Origin of the sequence: Pseudomonas sp. Marseille-P9899, from assembly GCF_903166565.1 — a bacterium.
Taxonomy (GTDB): domain Bacteria; phylum Pseudomonadota; class Gammaproteobacteria; order Pseudomonadales; family Pseudomonadaceae; genus Aquipseudomonas; species Aquipseudomonas huaxiensis.
Map to the genome: position 1 here is coordinate 113,308 of NZ_CAESCG010000011.1, position 22,187 is coordinate 135,494.

General features: G+C 63.1%; 19 protein-coding genes and 1 pseudogene. 12 read left to right on the forward strand and 8 right to left on the reverse strand.

Going from position 1 to position 22,187, the window contains the following annotated elements; genetic code table 11:
• The first annotated feature begins 6 nt into the window (after nt 1-6).
• Together parC and HWV67_RS30590 are read left to right on the forward strand one after the other, a co-directional pair.
• The gene (gene parC / locus HWV67_RS30585) at nt 7-2,265 is read left to right on the forward strand and encodes a DNA topoisomerase IV subunit A (RefSeq protein ID WP_095155930.1); all 2,259 of its coding nucleotides are present in this window, start codon (nt 7-9) and stop codon (nt 2,263-2,265) included.
• Nucleotides 2,266-2,436: 171 nt separating this feature from the next.
• Nucleotides 2,437-3,150, forward strand: a complete 714-nt coding sequence (locus tag HWV67_RS30590; RefSeq protein WP_095156117.1) for a PqiC family protein — start codon at nt 2,437-2,439, stop codon at nt 3,148-3,150.
• Nucleotides 3,151-3,195: 45 nt separating this feature from the next.
• On the opposite strand, the gene HWV67_RS30595 is transcribed toward HWV67_RS30590, so the two are convergent.
• Nucleotides 3,196-4,418 (reverse strand): IS3 family transposase gene (locus HWV67_RS30595; protein ID WP_175651691.1). Its coding sequence is split into 2 segments (ribosomal slippage): nt 3,196-4,067 and nt 4,067-4,418, totalling 1,224 coding nucleotides; the frame shifts between segments, so codons are not numbered across the junction.
• A 146-nt stretch (nt 4,419-4,564) separates the two neighbouring features.
• Entirely contained in the window at nt 4,565-6,070 is a 1,506-nt protein-coding gene (locus tag HWV67_RS30600) for a histidine kinase (RefSeq protein WP_175653932.1), read from the reverse strand.
• Nucleotides 6,071-6,204: 134 nt separating this feature from the next.
• Here HWV67_RS30600 and serB point away from each other — a divergent pair, with 134 nt between their 5' ends.
• Entirely contained in the window at nt 6,205-7,419 is a 1,215-nt protein-coding gene (gene serB, locus HWV67_RS30605) for a phosphoserine phosphatase SerB (RefSeq protein WP_095155932.1), read from the forward strand.
• Between the two features lie 152 nt (nt 7,420-7,571).
• The gene (locus tag HWV67_RS30610; protein WP_175653933.1) at nt 7,572-7,976 is read left to right on the forward strand and encodes a lectin OAA family protein; all 405 of its coding nucleotides are present in this window, start codon (nt 7,572-7,574) and stop codon (nt 7,974-7,976) included.
• Nucleotides 7,977-8,048: 72 nt separating this feature from the next.
• Here HWV67_RS30610 and asd read toward each other — a convergent pair whose 3' ends face one another.
• The 3 genes and pseudogenes from asd to HWV67_RS30625 all read right to left on the reverse strand — a co-directional run bounded on the left by asd (nt 8,049) and on the right by HWV67_RS30625 (nt 11,311).
• On the reverse strand, nt 8,049-8,927 hold the full coding sequence (gene asd / locus HWV67_RS30615; RefSeq protein ID WP_110971442.1) for an archaetidylserine decarboxylase: 879 nt from the start codon (nt 8,925-8,927) through the stop codon (nt 8,049-8,051).
• Nucleotides 8,928-8,936: 9 nt separating this feature from the next.
• Nucleotides 8,937-9,744: pseudogene (locus HWV67_RS30620) on the reverse strand (rhodanese-like domain-containing protein).
• 46 nt (nt 9,745-9,790) lie between these two features.
• Nucleotides 9,791-11,311: an HDOD domain-containing protein gene (locus HWV67_RS30625; protein WP_256680243.1), complete on the reverse strand. Its 1,521-nt coding sequence runs from the start codon at nt 11,309-11,311 to the stop codon at nt 9,791-9,793.
• 148 nt (nt 11,312-11,459) lie between these two features.
• Between HWV67_RS30625 and motA the strand changes: the two genes are divergently transcribed.
• Together motA and motB are read left to right on the forward strand one after the other, a co-directional pair.
• Nucleotides 11,460-12,311, forward strand: coding sequence for a flagellar motor stator protein MotA (motA, locus tag HWV67_RS30630; protein ID WP_175653934.1), 852 nt, complete (start codon nt 11,460-11,462; stop codon nt 12,309-12,311).
• Nucleotides 12,312-12,314: 3 nt separating this feature from the next.
• Entirely contained in the window at nt 12,315-13,328 is a 1,014-nt protein-coding gene (motB, locus tag HWV67_RS30635; RefSeq protein WP_175653935.1) for a flagellar motor protein MotB, read from the forward strand.
• 54 nt (nt 13,329-13,382) lie between these two features.
• On the opposite strand, the gene HWV67_RS30640 is transcribed toward motB, so the two are convergent.
• Complete coding sequence (locus HWV67_RS30640; protein WP_175653936.1) at nt 13,383-13,853, reverse strand: toll/interleukin-1 receptor domain-containing protein; 471 nt, start codon at nt 13,851-13,853, stop codon at nt 13,383-13,385.
• A 157-nt stretch (nt 13,854-14,010) separates the two neighbouring features.
• The gene (rsgA, locus tag HWV67_RS30645) at nt 14,011-15,042 is read right to left on the reverse strand and encodes a small ribosomal subunit biogenesis GTPase RsgA (RefSeq protein WP_095155940.1); all 1,032 of its coding nucleotides are present in this window, start codon (nt 15,040-15,042) and stop codon (nt 14,011-14,013) included.
• Nucleotides 15,043-15,136: 94 nt separating this feature from the next.
• Here rsgA and orn point away from each other — a divergent pair, with 94 nt between their 5' ends.
• Nucleotides 15,137-15,679 carry an oligoribonuclease gene (orn, locus tag HWV67_RS30650; RefSeq protein WP_175653937.1) on the forward strand — a complete coding sequence of 181 codons (543 nt, stop codon included), beginning with the start codon at nt 15,137-15,139 and terminating at the stop codon, nt 15,677-15,679.
• Between the two features lie 93 nt (nt 15,680-15,772).
• Nucleotides 15,773-16,384, forward strand: a complete 612-nt coding sequence (locus tag HWV67_RS30655) for a trimeric intracellular cation channel family protein (RefSeq protein ID WP_095155942.1) — start codon at nt 15,773-15,775, stop codon at nt 16,382-16,384.
• A 15-nt stretch (nt 16,385-16,399) separates the two neighbouring features.
• Here HWV67_RS30655 and queG read toward each other — a convergent pair whose 3' ends face one another.
• Entirely contained in the window at nt 16,400-17,479 is a 1,080-nt protein-coding gene (gene queG, locus HWV67_RS30660; protein ID WP_175653938.1) for a tRNA epoxyqueuosine(34) reductase QueG, read from the reverse strand.
• Nucleotides 17,480-17,543: 64 nt separating this feature from the next.
• Between queG and HWV67_RS30665 the strand changes: the two genes are divergently transcribed.
• From HWV67_RS30665 to mutL, 4 genes are read left to right on the forward strand one after another with little or no spacing between them, the layout of a single operon-like run.
• Nucleotides 17,544-18,404 carry an NAD(P)H-hydrate dehydratase gene (locus HWV67_RS30665; protein ID WP_095155944.1) on the forward strand — a complete coding sequence of 287 codons (861 nt, stop codon included), beginning with the start codon at nt 17,544-17,546 and terminating at the stop codon, nt 18,402-18,404.
• On the forward strand, nt 18,392-18,862 hold the full coding sequence (gene tsaE / locus HWV67_RS30670; RefSeq protein ID WP_095155945.1) for a tRNA (adenosine(37)-N6)-threonylcarbamoyltransferase complex ATPase subunit type 1 TsaE: 471 nt from the start codon (nt 18,392-18,394) through the stop codon (nt 18,860-18,862). Before HWV67_RS30665 ends, tsaE begins: the two co-directional genes overlap by 13 nt.
• A gap of 2 nt (nt 18,863-18,864) precedes the next feature.
• Nucleotides 18,865-20,295, forward strand: coding sequence for an N-acetylmuramoyl-L-alanine amidase (locus tag HWV67_RS30675; RefSeq protein WP_175653939.1), 1,431 nt, complete (start codon nt 18,865-18,867; stop codon nt 20,293-20,295).
• Complete coding sequence (mutL, locus tag HWV67_RS30680; RefSeq protein ID WP_175653940.1) at nt 20,292-22,187, forward strand: DNA mismatch repair endonuclease MutL; 1,896 nt, start codon at nt 20,292-20,294, stop codon at nt 22,185-22,187. Before HWV67_RS30675 ends, mutL begins: the two co-directional genes overlap by 4 nt.

Below are 22,187 nucleotides of genomic sequence, written 5' to 3' on the forward strand. Positions count from 1 at the left end.
GCCCGCATGAGCGACTCCCTTGATCTCAGCCTCGACGGCGTAGAGCGCCGGTCACTGGCTGACTTCACCGAACAGGCCTACCTCAACTATTCCATGTACGTGATCATGGACCGGGCGCTGCCGCACATCGGCGACGGCCTGAAGCCGGTCCAGCGGCGTATCGTCTACGCCATGAGCGAGCTGGGCCTGGATGCCGACTCCAAGCACAAGAAATCGGCGCGTACCGTCGGTGACGTGCTCGGTAAATTCCACCCCCACGGCGATTCGGCCTGCTACGAAGCCATGGTGCTGATGGCTCAGCCGTTCAGCTATCGCTACACCCTGGTCGACGGCCAGGGCAACTGGGGTGCGCCGGACGATCCGAAATCCTTCGCGGCCATGCGCTACACCGAAGCGCGGCTGTCGCGTTATTCCGAAGTGCTGCTCAGCGAGCTGGGGCAGGGCACCGCGGACTGGGTGCCGAACTTCGACGGCACCCTCGACGAACCCGCCGTGTTGCCGGCACGTTTGCCGAATATCCTCCTCAACGGCACCACCGGCATCGCTGTCGGTATGGCCACCGACGTACCGCCGCACAACCTGCGGGAAGTCGCCTCGGCGTGCGTGCGCCTGCTCGATGAGCCAAAGGCCACCGTCGAGCAGCTCTGCGAACATATCCAGGGGCCGGACTATCCGACCGAAGCGGAAATCATCACCCCGCGCGCCGACCTGCTGAAAATCTACGAAACCGGTCGCGGCTCGGTCCGCATGCGTGCGGTGTACCGCATCGAAGACGGCGACATCATCGTCACCGCGCTGCCGCATCAGGTTTCCGGTGCCAAGGTGCTGGAGCAGATTGCCGCGCAGATGCAGGCGAAAAAGCTGCCGATGGTCGCCGACCTGCGCGATGAGTCCGACCACGAGAACCCGTGCCGGATCGTCATCATCCCGCGCTCCAACCGGGTCGAGCTGGACGAACTGATGCAGCACCTGTTCGCCACCACCGAGCTGGAGTCCAGCTACCGCGTCAACGTCAACATCATCGGCCTGGATGGTCGCCCGCAGTTGAAGAACCTGCGCGCACTGCTGGTGGAGTGGCTGGAGTTCCGCATCAACACGGTGCGCCGCCGGCTGCAATTCCGCCTGGACAAGGTCGAGCGTCGCCTGCACCTGTTGGATGGCTTGCTGGTTGCGTTCCTGAACCTGGACGAAGTGATCCACATCATTCGTACCGAAGACCACCCCAAGCAGGCGTTGATTGCCCGCTTCGAGCTGACCGAGATCCAGGCCGAGTACATCCTCGAAACCCGTCTGCGCCAACTGGCGCGGCTGGAAGAGATGAAGATCCGCGGCGAGCAGGACGAACTGCTCAAGGAGCAGGCCAAGCTGCAAGCCCTGCTCGGCAGCGACGCCAAGCTGCGCAAGCTGGTGCGCACCGAACTGATCAAGGACGCCGAAACCTATGGCGACGATCGCCGCTCGCCGATCATCGCCCGGGCAGAAGCCAAGGCGCTGTCGGAAAACGAGCTGATGCCGACCGAACCGGTAACCGTTGTCCTGTCCGAAAAGGGCTGGGTACGCTGCGCCAAGGGCCACGACATCGACGCGACGGGCCTTTCCTACAAGGCCGGCGACGGCTTCAAGGTGGCGGCCGCGGGGCGCTCCAACCAATTCGCGGTGTTTGTCGACTCCACCGGCCGCAGCTACTCGGTGGCAGCTCACACCCTGCCGTCGGCGCGGGGCCAGGGCGAGCCGCTGACCGGTCGTCTGACACCGCCGCCAGGCGCTTCCTTCGAATGCGTGCTGCTGCCGGATGACGATGCGCTGTACGTGATCGCCTCCGACGCCGGTTACGGCTTCGTGGTCAAGGGCGAGGACCTGCAGGCCAAGAACAAGGCCGGCAAGGCGCTGCTCAGTTTGCCCAACGGTGCCAAGGTGCTTGCACCTCGTCCGGTGGCAGACCGCGAACAGAACTGGCTGGCAGCGGTGACGACCGAAGGTCGCCTGCTGGTGTTCAAGATCAGTGACCTGCCGCAGTTGGCCAAAGGCAAGGGTAACAAGATCATCGGGATTCCTGGTGACCGGGTGGCCAGCCGTGAGGAATACGTCACGGATATGGCCGTTCTGGCTGATGGCGCGACCCTTGTATTGCAAGCCGGCAAGCGTACGCTATCGCTCAAGGGTGAAGACCTGGAGCATTACAAAGGCGAGCGCGGACGCCGTGGCAACAAACTGCCGCGCGGCTTCCAGCGGGTCGATGCGTTGTTGGTCGACAATCCGGAGTAAGCGTTCCAGACGCCTGGAACGGGGTTTTTCCCACACGTTCCGGGCGTAAACACTGGAGTTAGAGCTTGATTTCGCGGATGATAGGCGCCCTGTGGTGCCAGCGTGGCTGGGTGCCCGAATGAATTCATGAGTATCACTGCGGTGCCGTGTGGTGGCCGCCTGGATGGGATGATGACTTTTCTGCGCCTTCCATTTGTTCTCTTGCTCACGGGCGTACTGGGCCTGGCAGGGTGCAGCATGCACCAGCCGGTCGCCTTGTATCAGCTTGACAGTGGCGAGCCAGGACAACCGAAGCAAAGTGCCGGTATGGCTGTAGTGCTGGGTCCGGTATCGGTCGCCGACTACCTGCAGCGTGAGACGCTGCTGCAGCGGCAAAACGATGGCAGCCTCACCGCGGCGACGGATGGTCGTTGGGCGGGCAGTCTTTCCGCTGATATTGATCAACTGCTGGTTCGCCAACTGGCATGGCGCCTGGACAGCCAGCGCGTGATCCTGGCTCCGGCCAGCACCGGCTTCAGTCCTGATGTGCAGGTGCTGCTGTCGATCACTCGCCTGGACTCGGGTGCGAACCAACCGGCGATCCTCGATGCGCAATGGCGTCTGCTGGACCGTCGTGGTCAGGTTCGCGATAACCGCATCATTCACCTTGAACAGCCGCATGCCGGCAGTTCCTCGGCGCAGGTGCAGGCCCAGGGCCAGTTGCTGCAGCGTCTGGCCGAGCAGTTGAGCACGGCGTTGAAACCGTTGGCCAACCAGCCGGCAATCGTTGAAGAAGCACCGCCGAAGAAGCAAGCCGCTCCGGTACAGGTCCGCAAGGAGCCTGAAAAGCCGAAGATCCCGATGGCTTCGCCGATCCGCACGGACATGGAAGTGTTCCGCTTCTGAGTTCACCATGTCCAGTCCTGAAATAGGTTTACACCTGTTTCAGTCTCAAAACGCCCGATGCACCGCATCGGGCGTTTTGTATTTCAAGGCCAGATGTGGCCGCTCCGCGTTGTAGATCAGTACCGATTCATCAACTATTTTTACCGCGTCGGCCAAGTTCTTGGGGCGATGCAGCAAAAATTCCGTCTTCAAAATTCCGTTTATTCGCTCCGCCATAGCGTTCTGATAGCAGTCATAGCCATCGGTCATCGAGCAAGTGACCCCATGCTTGACGTGAAAACGCTGATAAAGCTCGGAGCAATATTGCACCCCTCGGTCTGAGTGATGAACCAGGGATTGCTTGGTTTTCCTTCCCCCTACAGCCTTCTTCAGTGCTTTGAGCACCGACTCTGTATGCAAGCTCTCATGCACATGATGCCCCACTATTTTTCGCGAGTAGGCGTCAGTGATTAGGCTCAGATAAGCAACGCTTTCTTGGGTCGGCAGATAGGTTATGTCCGCTACCCAAACTTGCTCAGGACCACTGGCGACGATCTGCTGCGGGCCTGCCTTGAGTAGGTTGGGATGACGGCGAAATCGATGATGGCTGTGAGTTGTCTTGTGGTAGGCCCGCCTGCGAGGGACCAGTTCTCGCGCTTCTCGCAGGATGTGAAACAGACGATCCCGCCCCACCTGCAATGCCGTTTCTGCTTCGGCATGCAGCAAATAGTGCAGCTTGCGTGTTCCCAGCCTTGGCTGACGCCGGCGCTTTTCCAGAACGAAATCCACGACCTTTTGAGCGGTGCTAGCCTTGGCATCAAAAGCTCGATTGCGCTTGTAGTAAGCTTGGCGTGAAATACCCATGAACAGGCAAGCCCTGCTAATACTCAGGTCTTTGACTTGCCCTTGCGCGAGGACTTGCCGGGTCGCTTTTTTGCGACGGATACACCGTAGTCGTTCTTCAGAACATTCACGACAGCTTCAAAGAACTGAGCCTTTTGATTACTCAGTGCAAGCTGTTCTTCAAGCTCTTTGATCCGCTGCTCGGGTGTGAGCGGTAGCGTTGGCTCGGTCATGGACCTGTTCCTCGGCACTCGAATAGACGCGCCCTGGCTCCAATCCTGCCGACCATGTTTGCGTAGCCACACCAACACCGTAGACCGGCCCTGGATACCATAGCGCCGTTGAGCCTCTTTATAACTCAACTCGCCCTTTTCGACCTGGTCGACCACTGACAATTTAAAAGCCTGCGTGTAATCGCGCTGGCTGCGCCTTTTCCCCGAATCCATTGCTCCCTCCTGAAATAAGGTCAGAAGGTGTAAACCTTATTCAGGACGGGTCACCAGACACAAAAAAGCCCGCAGCGATGCGGGCTTTTTTATTGGGCTGAAACCTGCGGGAGTTGGCCAGACGGCACTCCCACAAGCCTGTGACTTCAGTTCTTCACCTGCCGCTCATGCATCCGCGCCAACTGGCGTTCCAGCATCGATGGATACGGCTCCATCAAGCGCTCCACGCAGCAGGCACCCTCGGGGCTGGCGATCGGGCGAATGCGGGCGCGCTGGCGGATCAAGGTGTCGTCGCCGATCTTGCGCTCCACCAGCAGCAGGTTACGGCTGTGTTGCGACAGGGCCAGGGCGTCCTGGGCCTTCTCGGTCAGCAGCAGGTCGATCTGGCTCAGGCCTTCGAGGTCTTCACCCACCACCAGGCCCAGTTGCAACTGCAGGGTGATGCCGCTGTCGGCCACTTCGACCTGGAGCGCATGGCCGAGGGCGCGCAGCAACTCGCCACAGCAGATCGCGTTGGTCAGGTAATCCTCACCGCTGTCCCGGCTGTGGAACAGCAGCAGGGTGCTGCCGTCGTTGAGGTGCTGGACTTCGCTTTCATACAGCGAGGCAGCCTGTTCGAGGCAGTCGCGATAACGCTCCAGCAACTCGGTCAGGCGAGTCCGTGGCAGGCGGCGCAGTTGCTCCTGCGAGCCCAGTTGCACGGCAAGCACGGCGCTGGCCTGTGGCTGGCGCGGCGCTGCGGGCGCAACCGGAGCAGCAACAGGCGCGGAATCGTCACGCAGGTCGGCGAAGGCGTCGTCATCTTCGTCGTCTTCCGTGGCGCGCAGCGCCGGGCGGCTCACCGCCGGGGTTTCGTCGAAGCTCGGGTCGCGCAGGTTGCGGACCTGGAAGGCCGGCTCGGCGTCTTCCTCGAAATCATCTTCGATTTCGGGTTCCGGCTCGGGCTCTGGCGCCTTCGGTGGCGGCGCGAAGCGGGCGTGGAGTTGGCGGGCGAGGTCGCCGATTTCGTCCTGGCGCTCGGTGGCCGGGGTGTATTCGTCCAGATCGCGCAGCCAGACCCGCAGTTGCAGCAGCGGCGTCGAGACATAGCGCCCAAGACGCAGGCTCATGGTCAGCGCCAGCGCCAGCAGGATGCCGGCGAGGATGCCCATGCTCTGCATGCTGATGGTCATCGGCTGCTGGAACTGGCTCATGTCCAGGCTGATGCGCAACTGGCCTGCGGTCACGTCCTGGAAGGTGATCTTGGTCTGGTACAGACCTTCGGCTTCACCCAGCAGGCTGTTTTTCGGGCGCTGGCCGGCTTCGGCGAGGATCCGGTTGTCGACGCTGTAGATCGCCGCGTGGGCGACCAGCGGGTTCTTCACCAGATTCCCAAGCAGCACGTTGAGGCTGAGGATGTCGTTGGACACCAGCAGTTCGGTCGCCGAGGTTGCGGTCTGAGTGGTCAGGCTCTGCCCTAGGGCATCGGCCTGTTCATGCATGGCTTCCTTGAACTGCAAACCCATCACGCAGGCGTAGATCACCAGCGCCAGGGCAACCAGGAAAATGTTGTGACAGGCAATGCGCAATGCCAGGGGCACGCGACGCTGACGCAGGGCACGAAAGATCAGCAGGAAGAAGTTGTCGGTTTTGACGGGCGTGGGCCGGTTCACTGAGCGCGGCTCTTTATGACGGAGAAATTGCTGCGCAGTATAGCGACCGCCCTTGACCCGGCAAAGTATCGCTGCGCCCGATGGTCTGCAAAACGCGGTAGAATGCGCACTTTTTCCACGACTCGGAGCCCGTCTTGCGCGAAATCGTCTTGATCAACATCACCGGTGAGGACCGTCCGGGTCTGACCGCGGCCATTACCGGCGTCCTGGCGCGCGGCGGTGTGAACATTCTCGATATTGGCCAGGCGGTGATCCATGACACGCTGTCCTTCGGCATTCTGGTTGAGATTCCTGACACCGAGCAGGGTTCTTCGGTGCTCAAGGACCTGCTGTTCACCGGTTACGAGCTGAACCAGCAAGTGCGTTTCACCCCGGTTTCGGAAGCCGACTACCGCAATTGGGTCGACGGTCAGGGCAAGCCGCGCCATATCGTCACCCTGCTGACCCGCAAGGTCACCGCCGAACAACTGCAGCGCGTGAGCTCCATCACCGCCAAATACGGCCTGAACATCGATCACATCGATCGTTTGTCCGGGCGTGTGGCGCTGGACACCCCGGTGGACCAGGGCAAGGGCTGCATCGAGTTCTCCGTGCGCGGCGAGCCGGCTGATCCCCAGGCCCTGCGTGCCGAGTTCCTCAGCGTCGCCCAGGAACTGAACGTCGACATCGCCTTCCAGCAGGATTCACTGTTCCGCCGCAATCGCCGCCTGGCGGTATTCGACATGGACTCGACGCTGATCGAAGCTGAAGTGATCGATGAGCTGGCCAAGGCTGCCGGCGTTGGTGAACAGGTTTCGGAAATCACCGAGCGCGCCATGCGCGGCGAGCTGGATTTCCGCGCCAGCTTCAAGGAGCGTCTGGCGCTGCTCAAGGGCCTGGACGTCAATGTGCTGGACGAAATCGGCGCCTCGCTGCGCCTGACCGAAGGTGCTGAAACCCTGTTCGCCGAACTCAAGCGCCTGGGCTACAAGACCGCCATCCTCTCCGGCGGCTTCACCTACTTCGCCAAGCAACTGCAAGCCAAGCTGGGCATCGACTACGTGTTCGCCAACGAACTGGAAGTGGTCGACGGCAAGGTTACCGGCGTGGCTGTCGAGCCGATTGTCGACGCTCAGCGCAAAGCCGACCTGCTCGGCGAGCTGGCACGCAAGGAAGGTTTGCAGATGGAGCAGACCATCGCCGTTGGCGACGGTGCCAATGACCTGCCGATGCTGGGCATTGCCGGCCTCGGCGTGGCGTTCCGCGCCAAGCCGCTGGTGCGTCAATCGGCCAAGCAGGCCATCTCCACCTTGGGCCTCGACGGCGTGCTGTATCTGCTGGGGATGCGTGATCGCGAAGGAAATGCATGATAGATCGAACGGTTCTAACCATTCGTCCTTTGCTCCCTGACGATCTTTGAAGCCTGTCTAGGCTTGCCTGCATACGGTCCCAATCCCGAGGGCCGTATGGCCGGCGAGATGACTTGTCGGCCCCCACCAGCAACTTCAAGGAGATGAAGTTCATGGCGAACAAGTATGCAGTTCAGAACCAATGGGGTGGTAGCAGTGCACCATGGCATCCGGGTGGAACCTGGCAGCTCGGTGCGCGGGACAACCAGAAGGTTGTCAATGTCGACATCCGTTCTGGTGATGGTGGCGTGACCTTCAAGGGCAGCATCACTTACACCGGCGAGGGCCCGATTGGGTTCCAGGCCAAGCGCGTCGCGCAGAACCGTTATGAAGTCCAGAACCAGTGGGGCGGCAACGACGCACCTTGGCATCCGGGCGGCGAATGGGTGATCGGCGGCCGTGACAACCAGAGCGTCATCGCTCTGAACGTCAAATCGAACGACGAGGGCAAGAGCCTCGACGGCACCAATACCTATGACAACGAAGGGCCGATCGGCTTCCGTAGTCGTCTGGAGTAAGGCTTCAGGTTGAAGAGCCGCCCCCGGAACCGGGGGCGGTTTGCTTTTTCAAGCGTGTCGCGGCTTTCCCGATCAGGCGTCGGTGGCGGCCTGCGAAGCCGGCAGGGCCAGGCCCTGACCCATGGTGACCGGCGAACCGGCACCGAGACTTTCTGCCCATTTCACCTGATCCGGCCCGAACAGCACGACAGCGGTCGAACCCAGCTTGAAACGTCCCAGCTCGGCACCTTTTTCCAGGTGGATCGGCGCGCGGGAGGCTTCGTCATAACGGACGGTCTTTAGTTCACGCTTCGGCGGTGTGACCAGACCGGCCCATACCGTCTCGATCGAGGCGACGATCATTGCACCCACCAACACCACAGCCATTGGTCCGCGTTCGGTATCGAACAGGCAGACCACGCGCTCGTTGCGCGCGAACAGCTCGGGGACGTTTTCGGCGGTGGTCTGGTTCACCGAGAACAGACGGCCAGGAACGTAGATCATTTCGCGCAGGGTGCCGGCCAGCGGCATGTGCACGCGGTGGTAGTCCTTCGGCGACAGGTAGATGGTGGCGAACTCGCCGCCCATGAACGGCGCGGCATTGGCCGGGTCGCCACCAAGCAGTTCCAGCGCGCTGAAGCTGTGGCCCTTGGCCTGGAAGATGCGGCCGTGCTCGATCGGGCCGAGCTGGCTGACTGCACCGTCGGCGGGGCAGAGGATCGCGCCCGGGGTTTCGTCCAGCGGGCGGGCGCCCGGCTTGAGGGCGCGGGTGAAGAAGTCGTTGAAGTGCTGGTAGGCGGTCAGGTCTTCGACCAGGGCCTGGGACATGTCGACCTGATAACGCTTGGCGAACCACGCGGTGAAGGCATTCTTGAACCAGCGCACACGGCATTCGGCGACGCAGCCGGCCAGACGCGAGAGCAGGTGATGCGGCAGCAGGTACTGGCTGATGATGAACAAACGGGATTTCATTGAGTTTCCTTAAACTTCGACGGGCGTGTCCGGATGGTTGCCCCATTCGCCCCAGGATCCGGCGTACGCCTTGACCCGTGGGTAGCCCAGGTGCTTGGCCACCAGGTAGGTGAAGCCCGAGCGGTGGTGAGTCTGGCAGTGGGTGACCACTTCCTTGTCCTTGCTGATACCGAGCTGTTCGAGGATCTGCGGCATGTCCTTGCGGATGCGCAGGGCATCGTTCAGGTCCATCCCGGCAGTCCACTCGTAGTTCACTGCGCCGGGAATGTGCCCGCCCTTGGCGGCCAGGACTTTCTCGCCGCGGTACTCGGCAGGGCTGCGCGCGTCCCAGATCGCCAGGTCGGCGGCGCCGAGCCGGCTTTGCAGGTATTCGCGGGTCGCGGTGGGCTCTTCGTGCAGCACCGCTGACCGGGCCACCGGCGCTGGCGGGAACCTCGGTGCTCAGGTTATTGGCCGGCCAGGCCTGCACGCCACCGTTGAGGTAGTGGTAGTGCTTGTGGCCGATCACATCGAGCAGCCAGATGAAGCGCCCGGCCCAGCCGCCGCCTTCGTCGTCGTAGACGACGTAGGTGGCATCGGCGCGATGGCCCAGTTCACCGAAGAGTTTTTCCAGCTCGGCTTTCGCCGGCGCCAGGCCCGGTGCTGGTGGCTGGCCGAGTTGCGTGCGCTTGGGATCGACGAAACGAGCCCCTGGAACATGGCCGCTGCCGTAGCGATTGACGCTGGTCAGATCGACCAGAATCAGCTCTGGCGAGTCGAGGCGGGCCTGCAGGTCAGCCGGTTCGATCACCAGTGGCAAGCCGGAAAAGTCAGTCATCCAGAGTCTCCAGTTCGGAACAGAGGGGGCGATTGTAGCGCATGGGTCAGGCGCTGCGGTTGCTGAAGGTGGTGAGGGCGCGCTCGATGCATTGGGCGGTCTTGCCGAACGCCTGCACGCTGATTTCCGAGAACGGACCACCGCCCTGGTCGGCCATCAGCACCATCACCACCCGGCCATTGTTCGACAGCGAACGCAGCAGCAGATGCTCGCCGCGGAACAGGGCGCGCAGGGGCGCGGGCAGCAGGGCAGCGAACTGCGCGTGGTTTTCGGGCGTCAGGCGCAGTTGCGCAGACTGGCTGAGCAGGCGTTGCAGCAGCTTGCTGTGGGCCACCTGCACGGTCAGGCTGGCGGCCTGCTCGGGCAGCCCGGCCAGTTGGTGCACGCGCAGGTAGCTTTGGGTCTTGTCGCTCATCAGCAACAGTACCCGCGTCATGCCGCAGGCCTGCAAGGCTTCGCGGGCATAGCGGGTCAGGTGGATGGCGTTGGAGAACGGGCTGGGTTCGGCGAGCAGGTCGGCGCAGAACTTGCGCCAGTTGCCCAGGGCCTCGGTATCGGGAGCCTCCGCCGGCAGCATGCCGCGGGGAATGTAGTGCGCGTCCCACGGCCAGATCAGCATCTGCGCCGGGTGGAACGCGCCTTCAATGGCGTGATTGCGCGCGCTCTTCGCGGCCTGTTGGTGTGCCTGTTGTTGCACGTCGTCCAGCGGCACCTGCAGGTATAGGCTGATCAGTTGCTGCCAGCGCAGGCAGTGCGGACTGTTCCACGCATGTTGGGACGACAGCGCCAGGCCGTTGGCCAGCAACACCGTGTTGGCCGGCTGGTTCAGCCAGCGGCGCAACGAAGGGTCGGCGTCCAGGCGTTGTTGCTGGCGCAGCGGGCTCTTGTGATCGCGGGCGATGTGCATGACCTTGACCAGCAGCCGGCGTTCTTCCTGCAACAGGTGATAGCCCTGGGTGACCCAGGTCGGCAGGCGCCAGAATTCGGCGAGGGCCTGACACAGGCTGAGCAGGCGCACGCCGAACAGCTCGCGTTCGACCCGGGGCGCGGGCTCGCCACGGTGCACGACGCGCAGTTCCCATTCTTCCAGCAACTTTGGATGGGTCAGGGCCAGTGGCCATAGCGGCGAGAGAAACAGCAGGCTGCCCCAGTGGATGTCCTGCCACAGCCGCGCCAGGCGACTGGCGAACAAGCCGCTGGCCTGCTGGCTGGCGTGCTGGCTGACCATCTGCAATTGGCGCAGGGCCAGGGGAATCTGCTCGACGGGTGCGGTTTCCAGGCGATCCAGCAATGCTTCGGCGCGGGCCAGGCCGAGCCGGTTGAGCGCGACCTCAAGGTTTTCCGCAGGCTCGGCGATGCTGGCATGGGTATGCCGGTTGGCTTCGCGCATCACGCTCAGCACCAGCGCCGGACTGTCCTGCATCAGCTCGGCAATGTCGCGCAACGAGCGGCGACTGTCGGCGATCGCGGCTTTTACGCGATCGTGGCTGTGGCAAGGCACGGGCAACTTGGCGCCGTCCAGTAGTTTGATCCAGGCATCGAGAGTCTTCGGATTCTGAGTTGGCACGATGGTTTCACTAGGCTTGCTGGAAGGTGGCCGAACTGGCTTTTCGCCTTGACTGGCTATAGTCTGGCGCAGAACTGCCGATAAGTAGAAGAAGAGTTTTACTAACTTCCGCCCCGACCCTGACCCCGACAGTAAGTGCTTTCTATCTATGGCTAAAATTATCGGCATCATCGTCGTATTCGCGAGCGTGCTAGGCGGATATGTGCTCTCCCACGGGAAGATCGCGGCCCTGATCCAGCCTTTCGAGGTGATGATCATCGGCGGCGCAGCCTTTGGCGCATTCCTGCAGGCCAACCCCGGCTACATGACCATGCACGTCATCAAGAAGTCGCTGAGCATGTTCGGCAGCCGCTTCTCGCACACCTTCTATATAGAAGTGCTGGGTCTGGTCTACGAAATCCTCAACAAGAGCCGCCGCGAAGGCATGATGGCGATCGAGGGCGACATCGAAGATGCCGCCTCCAGTCCGATCTTCGCCAAATACCCCGCGGTGCTGAAAGACGAACGCATGACCGCGTTTGTCTGTGACTACCTGCGCATCATGTCCACCGGCAACATGGCTCCCCACGAGCTGGAAGGCCTGTTCGACATGGAACTGCTGAGCATGAAGGAAGAGCTGGAGCACCCGTCCCACGCGGTGACCGGTATCGCTGACGGCATGCCCGGTTTCGGTATCGTCGCGGCGGTACTGGGTATCGTGGTAACCATGGCGTCGCTGGGTGAGGGTGACCAGGCGGCCATCGGTATGCACGTAGGTGCGGCACTGGTGGGTACCTTCTTCGGTATTCTCGCGGCGTACGGCTTCTTCGGCCCGCTGGCCACCTCGCTGGCCCACGATGCCAAGGAAGAGTTGAACGTCTACGAGGCGATCAAGGCCTCCCTGGTCGCTTCGGCTTCCGGCATGCCGCCTTCGCTGGCGGTCGAGTTCGGTCGCAAGGTGCTCTATCCGAAGCACCGTCCGAGCTTCGCCGAGCTGGAACAAGCAGTCCGCGGTCGCTGATCCATGGAAAATAATCAGCCGATTATCATCAAGCGCGTAAAGCGCTTTGGCGGGGGCCACCACGGTGGCGCGTGGAAGATCGCCTTCGCCGACTTCGCGACGGCGATGATGGCGTTCTTCCTCGTGCTCTGGCTGTTGTCCACGGCCACGCCGGAACAGAAGATCGCCATCGCCGGTTACTTCAAGGACCCGATCGGCTTCTCCGAAAGCGGCACGCCCTACATCATCGACCTGGGTGGTTCGCCGCAACTGGCGCCGGAAAAGACCATCAACCCCGAAGAGAAGGCCGAGCCGACGCCTGACAGCAGCATCATCAATCAGGATCAGGTCGAGAACCTGGCCGAGCAGGTCGAGCGCGAACGCCTCGAACTGGTACTGCAGGAGTTGCAGAACAAGGTCGAGCAGAGCCCTGAGCTGCAGAAGTTCAAGGACCAGATCCTCTTCGAAATTACCCAGGATGGCCTGCGTATTCAGATCGTGGATGCCGAGAACCGGCCGATGTTCGACCTGGGCAGTGCGCGGTTGAAGCCTTATTTCGAAGACATCCTGTTGGCCATGGCTGACACCATCAAGACGGTGCCGAACAAGGTCAGCATCAGTGGTCACACCGACGCCAAGCCGTACGCAGGCAGCGGTGAGTACGGCAACTGGGAGCTTTCGGCCAACCGTGCCAACGCTGCCCGTCGTGCGCTGGTCGCGGGTGGCTATCCCGATACCCAGGTTGCGCGGGTGGTGGGGTATGCCTCGTCGTCGCTGTTCGATCGGGAGAGGCCGCTGAACCCGGTCAACCGCCGTATCGACATCGTGGTCCTGACCAAGCGTGCTCAGCGTGCGATCGAAGGCGAGCAGAAAGCGCCGGAGACGCCGGAAAACGGCGCGCCGCAAGGGACTCAGCAGAATCCGGCTGCACCGGGTGAGCCGCAGCCCGAGCCGATGCAGCCGCTGGAACTGCGCGACAAGCTGAACATCTTTGAAGACGGTGTGTTGAAGATGGACGAGCCCGGCAAGAAGCAGTAAGCCGCAGGCGAAAAAAACGCCCGCCTGGAGTGATCCAGGCGGGCGTTTTTGTTTTCAGAAGCCGCGGCGCAGGCGGGCTTTCAGATCGGTGTGGAAGAACTCGGCGTTGTTGCGGTTGGCCTGCGCGGCATCCTTGCTGATGGCGCGGCGAAAAGTCTGTTCGTCATGGTAGGCACTGACGAACAGATCGATATGTTCGCGCCGGCTCAGGGTGGGCCAGCGTTCGAGGTACGCTGGCAGGGTGCCTTCGCACTGGTAGAAGGCCAGCCTGCGGTTCAGTTGGGTCGCGCTGCCGAGGCCGAACGGTATCCACCAATCTTCGGCGCCGCTCTGGCCAAGTACGGTGATCATGTGGGTGCAGGCGTTGATGTTGTTGTTGAGCAGGCTGCAGATATCGTCGGTGGTCTGTCGGGCCTCCGGGTCGAGCAGTTCGAGGCAGGTATTGATGCCTTCGAGCTTGAGCCGTTCGTTGATCACGAACGCATCGAGGCGATCAGGGTGGCGGTAACTGATGAAAACAGGCATCACTGGCGTCCTTTCAGGTGAAAGCGCGACGATCAGTGAATTCCGTTGGCCCGGCAATAGACGGCCAGAAACAAAGAAGCATCCTACATCTGTGTATGAACATCCCTACAGATAGGGACTACATTGGGTGTTCCCGTTCCCGGCAACACCCAAAGGGTCAGTAGGTGTCTTGCGGCAAGCTGGCGATGATCGAGCGGTAGCTGTTCATCCGTTGTTGCTGGACGCTGCCGTCCTCCAGGGCCTTGAGCAGTGCACAACCAGGCTCGCGGTCATGCTTGCAGTCGCGGAAGCGGCAATTGCCGAGCAGCGTGCTGAACTCGATGAAACCGGCTTCGACATCCGCGCGACTGACGTGGACCAGGCCGAACTCGCGAATACCCGGGGAGTCGATCAGCTCGCCGCCGCCAGGGAAGTGATACAGGCGGGCGGTGGTGGTGGTGTGCTGACCCTGGCCGGACCATTCCGAAAGCTCGCCAACGCGGGACTGCACATTCGGCAGCAGGCTGTTCACCAGCGAAGACTTGCCGACCCCGGACTGGCCGACGAACACGCTGATGTGGCCGTCGAGTATGGTCTGCAACTGTTCCATGCCATTGCCGTGGTGCGCGGACACCTCCAGCAGCGGGTAGCCGAGCTGCCGATACACCGCCAGCAGGGCGTTGAGTGCCGGGGCGTTCTGCTCGTCGATCAGGTCGGCCTTGTTCAGCAGCAGCAGCGGCCGGATACCGGCGTGCTCGGCGGCCACGAGGTAGCGGTCGATGAGGTTGGCGTGAGGCTCGGGGGCCGGGGCGAAGACGATGACGATCAGGTCGACGTTGGCTGCCACCGGCTTGAGCTGCCCACGGCTGTCGGGGCGGCACAGCTCGGTACTGCGCGGCAGTTGCGCGACGATCACGCCGATACCCTGGTTGCCCGCGCGCCACACCACACGGTCGCCGGTCACCAGCGCGGGCAGGTTGGCCCGCAGGTGGCAACGGAATACCTGGCCGGCTTCGTCGCCTTGCTCGGCCTCGACCTCCACTTGCACACCGAAATGCGCGATCACCAGGCCGGTCTGTTCAGGGCCGAGGTCGCCGCCTTCGAGCACCTCCAGGGCGCGCCCCTCACGTTTGGCGGCGCGGGCGGCACGCTCTTCCTGGATCTTTTCGATGCGCCAGTTTTGGCGGCGGTTGAGCTGGCGTTTGGCCATGGAGGTCTCGTCGTTTAAAGCGGGGATGTTGAAACGGCGTCGAGTTTAGCACGCTCCACTAGGCTAAACTGCGCACCTACCGAGGAGCAGAGCTATGCAGAACCCACAGAATCTGATCTGGATCGATCTGGAAATGACCGGTCTGGATCCCGACAGCGACGTCATCATCGAGATGGCGACCATTGTCACCGACAGCGATCTCAATACCCTGGCCGAAGGTCCGGTGATCGCTATCCACCACAGCGACGACGTCCTGGCGCGGATGGACGAGTGGAACACCCGCACTCACGGCAACTCCGGCCTGACCCAGCGCGTGCGCGAAAGCCGCATCGACATGGCCGAGGCCGAGGCGCAGACCATCGCCTTCCTGGAGCAGTGGGTGCCCAAGGGCAAGTCGCCGATCTGCGGCAACAGCATTTGCCAGGATCGCCGTTTCCTCTACCGCCACATGCGCGGGCTGGAAAACTACTTCCACTACCGCAACCTCGATGTTTCGACCCTCAAGGAACTGGCCGGTCGCTGGGCGCCGGACGTTCGCGACGGTTTCAAGAAGGGCAGCACCCACCTGGCGCTGGACGACATCCGCGAGTCGATCGCCGAGCTGCGCCACTACCGCGAGCACTTCATCAAGTTCTAAGCCCTGTCGGGGTGCCACGAATCGCTCTGGCGCCCCCTTTTGGTGCTTGAGGCAACTGGTTAGACTGCGCGTCCCTCTGCCTGGACCTGCACCATGTTGTTGATGCTCTATCTGATTGCGATCACCGCTGAAGCCATGACCGGTGCCCTGTCTGCCGGTCGTCGCGGCATGGACTGGTTCGGCGTGGTGCTGATCGCCTGTGTCACCGCGCTGGGCGGCGGTTCGGTGCGTGATGTGCTGCTGGGCCACTACCCGCTGACCTGGGTCAAACACCCGGAATACCTGGTGCTGACCAGTGTGGCGGCGTTGATCACCATCTTCATTGCCCCGCTGATGCGGCATTTGCGCTCGCTGTTCCTGGTGCTCGACGCCATCGGCCTGGTGGCGTTCACCCTGATCGGCTGCATGACCGCGCTGGAGCTGGGCCACAGCATGCTGGTCGCCTCCATCAGCGGGATGATCACCGGCGTGTTTGGCGGCATCTTGCGGGACATTCTCTGCAACGATATTCCGCTGATCTTCCGCCGCGAACTGTATGCCAGCGTGTCCTTCGCCGCGGCCTGGTGCTACCTAGGTTGCGTGCACCTGCAACTGCCGGCCGAACAATCGATCCTGATCACCCTGTTCGGCGGCTTCCTGCTGCGCCTGCTGGCGATTCGTTTCCACTGGGAAATGCCCAAGTTTCACTACAACGACGACCATTGATTGGCGGGCGCTGCCTCAGGCGGGGCACGCCTGGCGTTCGGCGTGCTGCTGCAGTGCCCACTCGACGTGCTCGCGGACCAGCTCGGACGGGTAGTCGCGGCGGGCATTGAGGGCTTCCAGCACGGGAATGGTCGACGGTGCATTGCCCAGCCCCACCGCCAGGTTGCGCAGCCAGCGCTCGTAGCCGGCGCGGCGTAGCGGCGATCCCTCGGTGCTGGCGAGAAAGCGCTCTTCATCCCAGAGAAACAGCTCGGCCAGCTCGGCGTTGTCCAGGCCATGGCGCGGTTGGAAATCACCCTCCACCGTCGGGCGGGCGAAGCGGTTCCAGGGGCAGACGATCTGGCAATCGTCGCAGCCGAACACCCGGTTGCCGATCATCGAGCGCAGTTCTTCGGGGATCGCGTTCTTCAGTTCGATGGTCAGGTACGAGATGCAGCGCCGCGCATCCAGCACGTAAGGGCCGACGAAGGCCTTGGTCGGGCAGATATCCAGGCAGGCGCTGCAGCGGCCGCAATGTTCGGTGGCCTGGGCCTCGTCCACCGGGAGCGCGAGGTCGACGAACAGTTCGCTGAGGAAGAAATAGCTGCCGGCCTTGCGGTTGAGCAGCAGGGTGTTCTTGCCGATCCAGCCCAGGCCGGCTTGCTGGGCGATGGCTTTTTCCAGTACGGGGGCGCTGTCGACGAAAGCGCGGAAGCCGAACGGACCGATTTCCTTCTGGATGCGCTCGGCCAGGTGCTGGACGCGCTTGCGCACCAGCTTGTGATAGTCGCGGCCCAGGGCGTAGCGCGAGATATAGGCTTTTTCCGGCTGGGCCAGGCGCTGCGCCATCTGAGTATCGCCGGGCAGGTAGTCCATGCGCAGCGAAACGACCCGAAGGGTGCCCGGCACCAGTTCGTCCGGGTGCGAGCGCTTGCTGCCGTGGGCGCCCATGTATTCCATCTCGCCGTGATAGCCGGCGGCCAGCCAGCGTTCCAGGTGCTGTTCGTGCTCAGCCAGTTCCACACCGGCGATGCCGACGTGGGCAAAGCCGAGTTCACGGCCCCAGTCCTTGATGGACTGAGTGAGGGCGGGGAGATCTATGGAGGAGGCAGACATGCGAAATAGGGCAACGAGGACACAGGTGCGTATAATTCTGCCAGACATCGGAGCCGAACGACGCATGCCTCAGACCAAACACCCTGCAAACGAGCCAGTTGTGCTCTCCCGCGACACCGTGGCGGGCCTGCCCGCGCGCGCTGCGACCGCCCATAAAGGACAGTTCGGCCATGTGCTGGTGATCGGCGGTGATCGCGGCACCGGTGGCGCGGTCCTGCTCAGTGCAGAGGCAGCATTGCGCTGCGGCGCCGGGCTGGTGTCGCTTGCCAGCCGCGTCGAGCATCTGCCTGCGGCTCTGGCGCGGTTGCCTGAAGTCATGAGTATGGGGGTGAGTTCGGCCAATCAGTTGATGGCGCCGATCGAACGGGCGTCGGTTCTGGTGGTCGGACCTGGGCTGGGGCAAGCGGCGTGGGGCCGTAGCCTGCTGTCGGCGGTGGCCAGTTCGGGTCTGCGGCAGGTATGGGATGCCGATGCATTGAACTTGCTGGCCGTGGCGCCGATGGCCTTGCCGGCGGGCAGCATCATTACGCCGCACCCTGGCGAGGCCGCACGCCTGTTGGGGATTTCCACCGAGGCAGTACAGGCCGACCGCCCGGGTGCGGCGCGCAAGCTGGCGCGAAAATACGCCGCCGTTTGCGTGCTCAAGGGCTCAGGCAGTCTGGTTGCTGACCCGCACGGGCGGCTTGCCCTGTGCAAGCGCGGTCATCCGGCCATGGCCGGTGCAGGTCTGGGCGATGTGCTCAGCGGTGTGCTGGGCGCCTTGCTCGCCCAGGACATGCCGGCCTGGGACGCGGCCTGTCTTGCGGTCTGGCTGCATGCCTGCGCGGGAGAACGCCTGGGTAGCCAGGGGCGGGGGCTGGCGGCACATGATCTGGTGCCGTCTATTCGAGAGTTGTTGGAGGAGCATTCAGCGTGTCAGGCGTAACCCTGTTTTTGGCCGACGAGCAGGCCATGGTCGACTTCGGCGCTCGTATCGCCCAAGTGACCCACGGCAACGGCGTGATTTTTCTCGAAGGTGACCTCGGTGCGGGCAAGACGACCCTGTCGCGGGGCATCATTCGCGGGCTCGGGCACACCGGAGCTGTGAAAAGTCCTACATTTACGGTGGTAGAGCCGTACGAGATTGGTGAGATCCGAGCCTTCCACTTCGACCTTTACCGTCTGGTCGACCCGGAGGAACTGGAATTCATGGGGATCCGCGACTATTTCGAAGGCGATGCGCTGTGCCTGTTCGAGTGGCCGGACAAAGGTGCCGGCATTTTGCCAAAGCCGGACCTGACCATTACCATAAGCCCCCAGGCGGGCGGTCGTTCGTTGAACCTGGCGCCGCAAGGTGCTCGCGGTGAAGCCTGGTGTGCCGCTTTGGCCTTGGAATTCAAATAGAAATGGGGAAAGGTATGCGCTTTCGCGCGCTGGTTGCCGTCGTAGGACTGCTGCTTACGGCAGTGACCGTTGACGCTTTCGCGGTCACACAGGTCAAGAGCGTGCGTCTGTGGCGGGCGCCGGACAACACGCGGCTGGTCTTCGATCTGTCTGGCCCGGTGCAGCACAGTGTCTTCACCCTGACCGCGCCTGATCGGCTGGTCATCGACATCAACGGCGCCACCCTGGCCGCGCCGCTCTCGGTTTCTACCTCAAACACGCCAATCACCGCCGTACGTTCGGCGCAGCGCACGCCTACCGACCTGCGCGTGGTGATTGACCTGAGCAAGACCGTCACCCCGAAAAGCTTCACCCTGGCGCCAAACGCCCAGTACGGCAACCGCCTGGTGGTCGACCTGTACGACCAGGAAGCTGACGCCGCGGCCCAACCGCCGACGCCGGCCGCTACCACCGCGACCACCCCGGTGGTGCCGGTGACTCCTACGCAACCCGCGATCACGCTGCCGCCGGTGCCTAACGGCAAGCGCGACATCGTCATTGCCATCGACGCCGGTCACGGCGGTGAAGACCCGGGTGCCTCGGGTTCCCGCGGCCAGCACGAAAAGGACATCGTCCTGCAGATCGCCAAGGAACTGCAGCGCCAGATCAATACCGAGAAGGGCTTCCGCGCCGAGCTGACCCGTACCGGCGACTACTTCATCCCGCTGCGCAAGCGCACCGAGATCGCCCGCAAGAAAGGCGCCGACCTGTTCATCTCCATCCATGCCGACGCCGCGCCGTCCACGGCGGCCTTCGGTGCTTCGGTGTTTGCCCTGTCTGATCGCGGTGCCACGTCCGAGACAGCACGCTGGCTGGCGGACAGTGAAAACCGTTCCGACCTGATCGGTGGTGCCGGCAACGTCAGCCTCGACGACAAGGACCGCATGCTCGCGGGCGTGCTGCTGGACCTGTCGATGACTGCGTCGCTTAGCTCCAGCCTGAACGTCGGGCAGAAGGTCCTGGGCAATATCGGCCGGGTGACTTCGTTGCACAAACGCCGGGTCGAGCAGGCAGGTTTCATGGTGCTGAAGTCGCCAGACATCCCGTCGATCCTCGTGGAAACCGGGTTCATCTCCAACGCCAACGAAGCCGCCAAGCTGGCGACGCCGAGCCACCAGCAGTCGCTGGCGCGTTCGATCCACGGCGGCGTGAAGCAGTTCTTCCAGCAGAACCCACCACCGGGCACCTACATTGCCTGGCTGCGGGACAGCGGCAAGATCGCCCAAGGCCCGCGTGAGCACGTGGTACGCCCAGGCGAGACCCTGGCCATGATTGCCGTGCGTTATCAGGTCAGCGTGGCCGGCCTGCGCAGCACCAACAACCTCAAGAGCGATGAGCTGAAAGTCGGTCAGAACCTGGATATTCCAGCGACCACCCTGGCAGCCCAGCCATGACCAGCAGTGCCCGTATCGAACTGCTCAGTCCTCGTCTTGCCAACCAGATCGCCGCTGGCGAGGTTGTCGAGCGTCCGGCGTCGGTCATCAAGGAACTGCTGGAAAACAGCCTGGATTCTGGCGCGCGCCGCATCGACGTCGAGGTCGAGCAGGGCGGGGTGAAACTGCTGCGGGTCCGCGACGATGGCAGCGGCATTGCCTCCGACGACCTGCCGCTGGCCCTGGCCCGCCACGCCACCAGCAAGATTCGCGATCTTGAAGACCTTGAGCGGGTGATGAGCCTGGGCTTTCGTGGTGAGGCCCTGGCGTCGATCAGCTCGGTGGCCCGCCTGACCCTGACCTCGCGCACCCGTGACGCCGAGCAGGCCTGGCAGGTGGAAACCGAAGGCCGTGACATGGCGCCGCGCGTGCAGCCGGCGGCGCATCCGGTGGGCACCTCGGTCGAAGTGCGCGACCTGTTCTTCAATACCCCGGCGCGGCGCAAGTTTCTCAAGACCGAAAAGACCGAATTCGATCACCTGCAGGAAGTGATCCGGCGCCTGGCGCTGGCGCGCTTCGATGTCGGTTTCCACTTGCGGCACAACGGCAAGAGCATTCTCAGCCTGCACGAAGCGCCGGACGATACCGCCAAGGCGCGGCGGGTCGGTGCGATCTGCGGGCCAGGTTTCCTTGAGCAGGCGCTGCCGATCGAGATCGATCGCAACGGGCTGCGGCTGTGGGGTTGGGTTGGGTTGCCGACCTTCTCGCGCAGCCAGGCCGACCTGCAGTATTTCTTCGTCAATGGCCGGGCGGTGCGCGACAAGCTGGTCGCCCACGCCGTGCGCCAGGCCTACCGCGACGTGTTGTTCAACGGCCGGCACCCGACGTTCGTGCTGTTCCTGGAGCTCGATCCGACGGGCGTCGACGTCAACGTTCACCCGACCAAGCACGAAGTGCGCTTCCGTGACGGACGCATGGTCCACGACTTCCTCTACGGAACCCTGCACCGGGCGCTGGCCGATGTGCGCCCGGACGACCAGGTAGCGGCACCTGCGGCGACAACGGAAATCATCCGCCCGTCCGGGCAGCAGGCGGGAGAGTTCGGGCCTCAGGGTGAGATGCGTCTGTCGGCCAGCGTGCTTGAGCAGCCGGTTGCCGCGCCTTCGACGAGCCCGGCGGGTTCCGGCGCTGGCGCGGGTTACCAATACAACTACACGCCGCGCCCGAGTGCCGCGCTGCCGGTTGGCGAGGCGCGGGAAGTCTACCGGGAGTTTTTCTCGCCACTGTCGAATGCCGAGCCTGCGCCGCTGCCGGAAGGCGAGCGTGACATTCCGCCGCTGGGCTATGCGCTGGCGCAGTTGAAGGGCATCTATATCCTCGCGGAAAACGCCCACGGCCTGGTGCTGGTGGACATGCACGCCGCCCACGAGCGGATCATGTACGAGCGTCTGAAAGTGGCCATGGCCAGCGAGGGCCTCAGCGGCCAACCGCTGCTGGTTCCGGAATCCCTGGCCATGAGTCAGCGTGAGGCCGACTGCGCCGAGGAGCACGCGCAGTGGTTCCAGCGCCTGGGCTTCGAATTGCAGCGTCTGGGCCCGGAGAGCATTGCGATCCGGCAGATTCCGGCGCTGCTCAAGCAGGCCGAGGCCAATCGACTGGTGCAGGATGTGCTCGCCGACCTGATGGAGTACGGCACCAGCGACCGGATCCAGGCGCACCTCAACGAGCTGCTCGGCACCATGGCCTGCCACGGCGCCGTGCGCGCCAACCGGCGCCTGGCCTTGCCAGAAATGAACGGCCTGCTGCGCGACATGGAAAACACCGAGCGCAGCGGCCAATGCAACCATGGCCGACCGACCTGGACCCAAATGGGGCTGGACGATCTGGACAAACTGTTCTTGCGCGGTCGTTGA